This window comes from Alteromonas sp. ASW11-130, assembly GCF_026183735.1.
GTDB lineage: Bacteria > Pseudomonadota > Gammaproteobacteria > Enterobacterales > Alteromonadaceae > Alteromonas.
Window position 1 is genome coordinate 23,957 of sequence record NZ_JAPFRE010000024.1, and the last position, 9,485, is coordinate 33,441.

Annotated in this window: 6 protein-coding genes; 4 read left to right on the forward strand and 2 right to left on the reverse strand. The window is 43.8% G+C overall.

Annotated elements, in window-relative coordinates; all coding sequences use genetic code 11:
- The first annotated feature begins 8 nt into the window (after window positions 1-8).
- Together OPS28_RS08405 and smrA are read left to right on the forward strand one after the other, a co-directional pair.
- The gene (locus tag OPS28_RS08405) at window positions 9-1,172 is read left to right on the forward strand and encodes a hypothetical protein (RefSeq protein WP_265609013.1); all 1,164 of its coding nucleotides are present in this window, start codon (window positions 9-11) and stop codon (window positions 1,170-1,172) included.
- Between the two features lie 637 nt (window positions 1,173-1,809).
- Window positions 1,810-2,394, forward strand: a complete 585-nt coding sequence (smrA, locus tag OPS28_RS08410) for a DNA endonuclease SmrA (RefSeq protein ID WP_265609014.1) — start codon at window positions 1,810-1,812, stop codon at window positions 2,392-2,394.
- Window positions 2,395-2,747: 353 nt separating this feature from the next.
- On the opposite strand, the gene purL is transcribed toward smrA, so the two are convergent.
- Window positions 2,748-6,647: a phosphoribosylformylglycinamidine synthase gene (gene purL / locus OPS28_RS08415; protein WP_265609015.1), complete on the reverse strand. Its 3,900-nt coding sequence runs from the start codon at window positions 6,645-6,647 to the stop codon at window positions 2,748-2,750.
- A 170-nt stretch (window positions 6,648-6,817) separates the two neighbouring features.
- Between purL and mltF the strand changes: the two genes are divergently transcribed.
- Window positions 6,818-8,233 carry a membrane-bound lytic murein transglycosylase MltF gene (gene mltF / locus OPS28_RS08420; RefSeq protein ID WP_265609016.1) on the forward strand — a complete coding sequence of 472 codons (1,416 nt, stop codon included), beginning with the start codon at window positions 6,818-6,820 and terminating at the stop codon, window positions 8,231-8,233.
- Window positions 8,234-8,439: 206 nt separating this feature from the next.
- Here the strand turns inward: mltF and tadA are convergent, their stop codons facing one another.
- Window positions 8,440-8,952, reverse strand: coding sequence for a tRNA adenosine(34) deaminase TadA (gene tadA, locus OPS28_RS08425; protein WP_265609017.1), 513 nt, complete (start codon window positions 8,950-8,952; stop codon window positions 8,440-8,442).
- A gap of 216 nt (window positions 8,953-9,168) precedes the next feature.
- Here tadA and OPS28_RS08430 point away from each other — a divergent pair, with 216 nt between their 5' ends.
- Window positions 9,169-9,393, forward strand: coding sequence for a hypothetical protein (locus OPS28_RS08430; RefSeq protein ID WP_442863980.1), 225 nt, complete (start codon window positions 9,169-9,171; stop codon window positions 9,391-9,393).
- The last annotated feature ends 92 nt before the right edge of the window (window positions 9,394-9,485 follow it).

Below are 9,485 nucleotides of genomic sequence, written 5' to 3' on the forward strand. Positions count from 1 at the left end.
GATAGAGGATGATTAAAAGTATACAACTATTAGTATTGGCTAGTTTATTCCTGCTTGGGTGTGGGGGGGAGAGCCGAGAAGAATCCATTCAAGAAAACGATGAATTTGAAGTCGTTGATGACATCCAAAACGATAAACAAGATTACGGTGCCGATGACGGCATTGCCGATATATATATTGAAATTGAAGCAATTGATTCCCTTTGGGCCTCGGGCACACAAAATGTAATTAGCAGCTGGAACGAGCAAATTCTTATACCCACTTTGACTGGATTACTCAGGTTCACCTTAGATAAAAACGGTTATATCGACCAGCATGAGTTATTGCCCGAATTTTTATTTAACATTATACAAGTTCAAGACAATGTTATCGCCGCCCATAATTTCAATCACATTGAATTTTACGCATATGACGGTGACAACCTTAGCCTGATTGAAAAAACCCCGGATGAAGCGTTAAAGCAAACTGCTCTCGCGCACAATAAAAACTGTTTCTATTGGCTCGTTACTGCCGAACAGCAAACGTCCCTAAGCTCCGTCAAACAAGCCTGTATAGAAGACGATGGAATTATTATTAATACTATTATCATGCGGGAGGATTACATCGATAATGTGTATGCCTTCTCCGATGATCATCTAGCAATATTTAGCACGCCAATCGACGACGCGTCAAAAAATAGTAAACTTACTATATATAAAAAGCACGGCAGCCATTATGAAACCGTTTCTGATGTGGAGACGGGAGAATCGTGGTGGCCTTTAGATATAGATAGCTTTGAGGGGAATATTTACGCACCCGTTAAACCAACTGATCAGCCTGATAGTGATGGGAGTGGTGGTTTAGTAAAGTTCGAAATTTCTGATTCGTCGATAGAGAAAATCGTAAAAATTTCAGATTTAGTTACGGATAATACAGGTTACGATATTATTGCTCAAACACCTGCGGGGCTCATGTTGGGTAATGACAAAAAGCTTATTCACTTTATCATCGAAGAGGGTAAAGTTGTACGACGAGTAACAGCAGAGATTGAAAACAGTATAAGCTCAATTTATATTCATGGTGACTACGTCGTGGTGGTACTGCGCAATCCACCTAGTTCGTATTCTACCGGTGAAGATGGGCCGCAAGGGGTTCATATCTATCCCTACCAAAATTTTATTCAACAGGAATAATTTGATGGGCAACTGGCAATGGGCAGGCTATTTAGTGGTGAAAGCCCCTTTCCCTGCCTTTAGCAAATATGAAGATAGCCGAGTGAAGTCACACGGATAGATCCAAGTGAATAATATTTTACCAACCAATTCTAACCGTCGTCATTTATAGAGGTGCATTTGAAATATTTGTAATGTACTTAAGATATATCTTAACTAAACAATACACTATAGCTATGACTCACAAACGTTTTAGATTTTCATTGTCTTTGAAATTTAATGCCCCCAAATCACGGATGAGCATGAAGGCTCTATTATCGCAGACTCAGGGTCCTACCTAGCGTATCTGATCACTAAGTTAGCGTCAGCAATATATATGAGCAGTGTTTGGCCCAAGAGTAGGCTAACATCATTCGAAAAAGCGTTGCTATACTTATTATGATTTCACAAGGGATAAATATTTAGAAGCGCTTAGCTGCCATTGTACCTCACGATCGGCGTGACCAGCTCATTCTACGCTTTCCGCAAAGTCTTCTAAAACATGCAGAAGGGGCATCAGCTAATAATGCTCTATTACCTCTTGTTATTTTGAGCCTAGCCCTTAAATAAGACGTAAGACAGTTTGAGATTATTGAGCGGTCATTCTCAGGAGGGTTCCATGTCTACATCAAATCACAACGACCTATCTTTTTTTGAAGCGTTTTCAGATGTCAGGCCATTGGCAGGGGACGATAAAATTAATCTCCATTCTCCTGAAAAAAGCCTCGCCGAAAAGGCGAATAAGTTAGTTAACGACCACACCAATCAAACCACCTCGGCGAACCCACTAAGTTTGGAGGCCGTGGAGCCGGTTTCTCCCGATGACTTTATCGCGTACCAACAACCTGGTATTCAGGATGGTGTATTTAAAAATTTAAGGTTGGGAAAATATGTCATCGACTATCGCCTCTCCTTGAAAGGATTAACCCTCAAACAAAGCCGTGACCAGCTTTATCAGACGGTGGTAAGTTGCCATGAAAAAGGTGTTCGAGCAATACTTATCCAACACGGTAAAGGTGAACAGAGCAAACCATTCCCAGGATTGAAAAAAAGCTATTTAAATAGATGGTTACGAGACTTAGAGGAAGTAATAGCATTCCACACCGCGCAACCCATGCACGGCGGTTTAGGAGCAACCTATGCTTTACTGAAAAAGCACCCAGATCAAAAATTAATTAATCGGGAACGTAATCGTCGACGCTAGGTTAATGTATTCTAGTTCAGTCGAACTAGCAGAAGTACTGTATATGGCCGTCACAGTCATAAATAACACTGCGATAGCAACGCCTGTTAAGCCGAAGCCTCTTGATGAGCGATTCATTGCCGTCTCTTTTTATTTTTCTGGGGGTATTTACAATGTGTAACACAATACCCAGATTAGCGCATGTCGTATCCATTACTTAGTAGAGCATTCCTTAGCCAACTAGCTACTCTAGACTAATTAATGCGCATTGACAAGATATGCATTCTAAATACATATCCTGTCTTCGGGCGAATTCATATTATTAAGTGGCTTGCTAAAGACTGTCATCTATACGCAGTGGGACCAATAAGCATTTATCCAACAAATACTCGCGCGTTCCTAAAAATACGCATCCACGCACTATCTTCCTGCCAGTCATCAGGATGCCAGGAATTGGCAACCGTTCTGAATACGCGTTCAGGGTGCGGCATCATGATAGTACATCGTCCGTCTAATGAAGTGAGACCTGTGATCCCTTCTGGAGAACCATTAGGATTGGCAGGGTATTGTGATGCTACCTGTCCCTTATTATCAATATAACGTAACGCTACCTGTTTGTTGGCATTGACAGCGCCCAATGCATCATTGGTCTTAAATTGCGCCAGACCTTCCCCATGCGAGACGGCGATAGGCATCCTTGAGCCTTCCATGCCATCAAACAGCACTGAAGTAGACTGTTGCACTTCTACCATCGCCACCCGAGCTTCGAATCGCTCTGAGCGATTGGTGACGAAATGAGGCCAGTGCTCAGTACCGGGGATTAAGCTTTTGAGGTTTGACAACATCTGACAGCCGTTACACACGCCCAGACTAAATGTTTGTTCACGGGCAAAGAACTGACTGAACTCGTCACGGGCGCGTTCATTGAATAGAATGGATTTTGCCCAACCTTCACCAGCCCCCAGGACATCACCGTAAGAAAACCCTCCGCAGGCAGCGAGACCATTAAAGTTATTCAATGATACTTTGCCTCGTAGTACGTCACTCATGTGTACATCTATAGCATTAAACCCCGCGCGGGTGAATGCCGCAGCCATTTCCAAATGAGAGTTAACACCTTGCTCGCGCAAAATTGCCACTGAAGGTTTACTACCTTTCACGATAAATGGTGCAGCAATATCTTCATTCACATCATAACTCAGTTTGGCATTAAGGCCGGGATCGGTCACATCCTGTTTTGCCTGATGTTCTTCATCTGCACACTGAGGATTATCACGCAGCCGCTGCATTGCATGGGTGGTCTCAGCCCACATGGTCCGTAAACTTACCCGACTGTCAGTAAAGACAGCGACACCATCCCGGTTAATTTCAATACTGTCTTGACTATTTAACGTACCAATTAAATGGCTGCACCCGAGCAAATCAAATTCAGCCAGCACCTCTTCAACTTGTGACCAGTCTGCGTCTTTGACTTGAATCACAGCACCCAGTTCTTCGTTAAACAACACTGCTACATCATCTGCGTCAAGGCTGTCCAGTTCTACGCTAATACCCGTTTTACCTGCAAACGCCATTTCAGCCAAGGTGACAAATAAGCCCCCGTCGGAACGATCGTGATAGGCATGAACTAAACCTTTACGAATAAGCTTTTGTATCGCTTTAAAGAAGTTTAACAACCCTTCTGCACTGTCTACATCAGCGGGTTGGTCACCTAATTGGTTATATACTTGCGTCAAGCAGCTAGCGCCCAGACGGTTTTTACCTGCGCCTAAATCAAGCAATATTAAACGGCTTTCACCAATATCAGTTTTGAGTTGGGGGGTAAGGGTATTACGAACATCCTGGACGGCGCCGAACGCGGAGATGACCAGTGAAAGAGGGGCTGTGACCGCTTTGTCTTCCCCCTTCTCATCTTGCCACACGGTTTTCATAGACATAGAGTCTTTACCAACGGGGATGGTTAAACCCAAGGCAGGGCAAAGCTCTTCACCTATCGCTTTGACGGCTTCATACAAACCTGCATCTTCACCAGGATGACCGGCTGCGGTCATCCAGTTGGCAGAGAGTTTAATGCGTTTAATATCCTGAATATCAGCCGCTGCGATATTGGTTAACGCTTCACCCACGGCCATGCGTGCTGAGGCAGCATGAGAAAGAAGTGCGACCGGCGTACGTTCCCCCATCGCCATTGCCTCGCCTTGGTAAGTGTCGAAAGCTGAGGTGGTTACGGCCACATCAGCAACAGGAATCTGCCAGGGACCTACCATCTGATCGCGCGAAACCATGCCCGTTACGGAGCGATCGCCAATGGTAATTAAGAACGTTTTTTCAGCTACCGTGGGTAATTTCAGGATTCGAGAAACCGCATCTTTAATAGTCACATCACTGCGATTAAATGCTTGACCGGTGACGGATAACGAATGCACATCCCGGTGCATCTTCGGCGGTTTGCCAAGCAACACATCTAAAGGCATATCAATAGGTTGATTGTCGAAATGGCTATCATTTAGTAACAGATGGTTATCTTCTGTTGCCTCACCGACAATGGCAAATGGTGCACGTTCTCGCTCACATATTGCGGTGAATCTGGCTAAGTTTTCAGGCGCAACGGACAGGACATAGCGTTCCTGGGACTCGTTGCACCACAGCTCGAGCGGGGTCATACCCTGTTCGTCAGTCAGCACCTTGCGTAATTCAAACTTCCCCCCGCGGCCCCCATCACTTACTAGCTCAGGTAAAGCATTCGATAAGCCCCCTGCCCCCACGTCATGGATAAACTGGATGGGATTTTCATCGCCCATTTGCCAACAGTTATCTATCACTTCCTGACACCGTCTTTCCATTTCTGGGTTATCGCGTTGCACAGAAGCAAAGTCTAAATCTTCACTGGATTGGCCGGAAGTAACAGAGGAAGCTGCGCCACCACCCAAGCCGATGTTCATCGCCGGACCGCCAAGCACGATTAATTTGGCGCCCACAGTGATTTCGCCTTTTTCCACATGCTCGCGGCGAATATTGCCTAAGCCACCCGCAATCATGATGGGCTTGTGATAACCGCGCACTTCCACACCATTAAAGCTGTTAACCTGCTGTTCGTAAGTTCTGAAATAACCCAGAAGATTAGGACGCCCAAACTCATTATTAAACGCAGCCCCCCCTAATGGTCCTTCCGTCATAATATCTAGTGCGCTAACAATACGTTGAGGTTTACCGTAGTTCTGCTCCCAAGGTTGTAGAGCACCAGGTAAATTCAAATTAGATACACTAAAGCCAACCAATCCCGCTTTAGGTTTTGAGCCTCTCCCAGTGGCCCCCTCATCACGAATTTCACCCCCGGAACCTGTTGCTGCGCCAGGAAATGGCGAAATAGCAGTGGGATGGTTATGCGTTTCCACCTTCATCAAAATATCGATATTTTCATGGTGATATTCATATTGGTGAGTTTGCGGATCCGAGAAAAAACGGCCTGCTTGCCACCCTTCCATCACTGCGGCGTTATCTTTGTAGGCTGAATAGACAAAGTCCGAACACAGTTCGTAAGTGTTCTTAATCATTTTGAAAAGTGATTTTTCCTGCTCTTCGCCATCAATTGTCCAACTTGCATTAAATATTTTATGACGGCAATGTTCAGAGTTTGCCTGCGCAAACATGTATAGTTCGATGTCGTTTGGGTTCCGATTTAAACGTACAAAATTCTCATAAAGATAATCGACTTCATCATCAGCCAAGGCAAGGCCAAGATTAACGTTAGCATTTTCAAGCGCGGTTTTACCCTGTCCTAGAATGTCTACAACGGCATATGTTTTTGGTTCGGTATGGGTAAATAATACTTCCGCATCGTGAAGTTCGTTAAACACTACTTCAACCATACGGTCATGTAGAAGTGCTGCGGCGGTTTGATATTGCTTAGGGGTTAAATCAGATTTAGTGCGTAGGTAAAATGCAATCCCTCTTTCAATTCTTTCGATTGATTTAAGACCACAATTATGTGCAATATCAGTAGCCTTTGATGACCACGGCGAAATAGTACCAGGTCGAGGAGTGACGAAAAATAGTGTACCGACAGCGCCCTCGTGATTAACTTCGTAAGCCCCATATGTTAGCAACTTACTTAGTACGCTAGATTGCTGCTCAGTTAAAGGTGAGGTAGATGAAACTAAATGAACAAACTCGCTGTGAATACCTTCTACAGCAATACCTGATTGACCCAACAACTCAATCAGTTTAGTTTGTCTGAATACAGACAGTGCAGGCGCGCCTCTTAGGACCAACATATCGCTTTACCTAAAGTAGTGTAGAAACCGTTTTAAGAATGAATTCGGTTTCAAAAGTTTGAGAAGATTGCGGCGCGGATTATAGAGGAATTTGACAGAATTTTTAACCAGCAATAGCATCACTTCTACGTTTTTTTAACTGGTTGATTGATTTTGGCTAACAAGAAATAATGAAAAGCATTCGTTTTTTTACATTTAGGTACCTGTTCATTTTATTGGCGGGTTTGACACTTACAAGTTGCCAGCCCTATTACATACCTAATTCCCTGAACTCTTTGGTGGCGGGAAAGGTCCTTAAGTTAGCCACTGTATATGGTCGCACCACATATTATATCGGTCCCGACGGTCCTTTAGGGTTCGAATATGAACTGGCAAAAGGCTTCGCTGACTACTTAGGTATCGAATTACAGGTTTACCCTTTTTATTCTTATCCGGCTTTGCTCGCTCAAATTAAAAGTGGGCATATGGATATTGGGGCTTCGGGAGACGCTATTACCTCTGCCGTGTCTAAGCAGTTCAAACTGGGACCTGCATACCAGCAAGTTAGCCATAAATTAGTTTTCAGACAGGGGGACCAACGCCCACGCACCCTCGCCGACATTGACGATACTTTGTTGGTGGTGGAAGGCAGTAGTCACGCCCAAACATTGCTTCATGAAACGAGCGAAAAGCCTGATTTGAGCTGGCAATCTACTCCTGATAAAGACGCTGAAGAATTACTTCAGATGGTTGCTGAAGGGGCATTACCCTACACGTTGGCAGATTCCAACGCACTGGCTATCCAACGGAGGCGTTATCCGCAGCTAAGTATCGGGTTTACCGTACGTCCCCTGCTACCTGTTGCATGGTTGCTGAATCCAAATCAAGATGATTCGTTACGCGCTGCACTCATTGAGTATTTTGGCCTTATCCAGCAAAACGGTCGATTCAGAGTATTGGAAGATAAATATTTCGGTCACGTTCGAAAGTTTAATTACGTTGACACGCGTTCTTTTATTGAAGCAGCCAACACAGAACTGCCTCTTTATAAAAAATGGTTTAAACAATATGCTGACGATATTGACTGGAGACTGCTGGCAGCCATGAGTTACCAGGAGAGTCACTGGCAACCAGATGCAGTATCAGTGACAGGGGTAAAAGGACTCATGATGCTGACCCGTAACACTGCTATGGATATGAACGTAACCTCACGCATTGATGCGGAACAAAGTATTCGGGGTGGCGCTCAGTATTTTTCTAGTCTGGTTAGTCGAATTCCTGATCGGATTCCCCACCCGGATCGTATATGGATGGCACTCGCGGCTTATAATATAGGCATGGGCCACTTAGAAGATGCCAGAGTTTTGACTGAACGCCAAGGTGCAAACCCAGATTTGTGGGTAGAAGTAAAGCAGCGCCTCCCTCTACTTCGGCAGAAAAAATACTACCGTACGACCAAATATGGCTATGCACGCGGAGATGAAGCAAAACAATATGTTGAGAATATTCGCCGTTACTTTGACACCCTTGTCTGGCTTGAAGAACGCCATTCAGCGGGATTGAAAGAAGAAGAAAAGCGTCCGACAAAATTCATGCCCTCTCCTTGAATTGTGTCATAAAGCCTTCATCTTCTCTTTATACAATTTGAAAATAATAAAAAGTTAGACTTAAAATAAACAAAGGATTAGAAAAAGTACCATGCGCAAGACCCTTTCAAATAACAACCGCAGAAAAAGAATGCTTAAACGCGACCATCAAAAGGTGTTGCACCGTCGTCGCGTATTTATAGCCAGTGATTTATTCGAACAAGTCGCTAAGGCATCTTAATGTATTTTTGTGCTTGTTTAGCACGTTTTATTTCTAAACGACGTTTTTTAAAAAAGGCTGAAAGTTTACTACCACACTCTTCAGCCAGCACCCCTGCCCTAATATCTAGTTGGTGATTTAACTGAGGATGTTGCAATAGTTGGATAACAGATCCTGCGGCCCCGGTTTTAAGATCATATGCGCCAAAGACAATTCGACTAACCCGCGCATGAACCAGCATACCGGCACACATGGGACAAGGTTCGAGCGTTACATACAGTGTTGAGTTTACTACCCGATAATTTTCAACCCGTTTCGCGGCGGCTCTCAATGCATTCATTTCCGCATGCGCTGAAGGATCGTGGGATGTTATTGGCGTATTCCACCCTTCTCCAATAACGTTCTCATTTAGCACCACCACAGCACCGACCGGCACTTCTCCCATTTTTTCCGCATTATCCGCCAGTTGTAAAGCGTGATGCATCCACTTTATATCTTGATTATAAATTTCGTTATGCATTGGTGAGATTAACCACTCAGTTAGTTAAAATAACAAACTCACGCGTCACGCACACGAGTGAGAATTACATATCCCATTGTTTTTAAATTGATTTCTAACCTTGGCCAATATATTGCTTTTTTCCCAAATAAAATGGATTGAATAAAAAAGAAGCATTTTCAATCAATTCCCATTAAACTGATTTTATATCTGACGAATAAGGACTAAAAGATGAATATGACTGCTATCGCCATCGTCGCTATTATAGCCTGGGTTATCGTTTCGATCACCGGTTCTCATCGCTCTAAAAACCTGAAAAAGGCCAATCAAGAAGTTTCTCGGCTTGAATCTGAAATTGCGCAGTTGAAAGAACGGGTTGAAGTACTGGAAAAAATTGTTACTGACAGCAACTATGATTTGAAAAAACAATTCGACGACTTGGAAAAGGATAAAGTAGCGTAACACGCTATTGATTCTCGTCATTGCATATATGGACTCCCGGTTCATTTCAAGGATATTTTTAATATAAGTTGGAAGATTGCATGCGCATATTC

Bases quoted from the DNA above. Each gene is read 5' to 3' on its own strand.
- mltF (WP_265609016.1), top strand. From the start codon at position 6,818: ATGAAAAGCATTCGTTTTTTTACATTTAGGTACCTGTTCATTTTATTG.
- tadA (WP_265609017.1), bottom strand. From the start codon at position 8,952: ATGCATAACGAAATTTATAATCAAGATATAAAGTGGATGCATCACGCT.
- purL (WP_265609015.1), bottom strand. From the start codon at position 6,647: ATGTTGGTCCTAAGAGGCGCGCCTGCACTGTCTGTATTCAGACAAACT.
- smrA (WP_265609014.1), top strand. From the start codon at position 1,810: ATGTCTACATCAAATCACAACGACCTATCTTTTTTTGAAGCGTTTTCA.
- OPS28_RS08430 (WP_442863980.1), top strand. From the start codon at position 9,169: ATGACTGCTATCGCCATCGTCGCTATTATAGCCTGGGTTATCGTTTCG.
- OPS28_RS08405 (WP_265609013.1), top strand. From the start codon at position 9: ATGATTAAAAGTATACAACTATTAGTATTGGCTAGTTTATTCCTGCTT.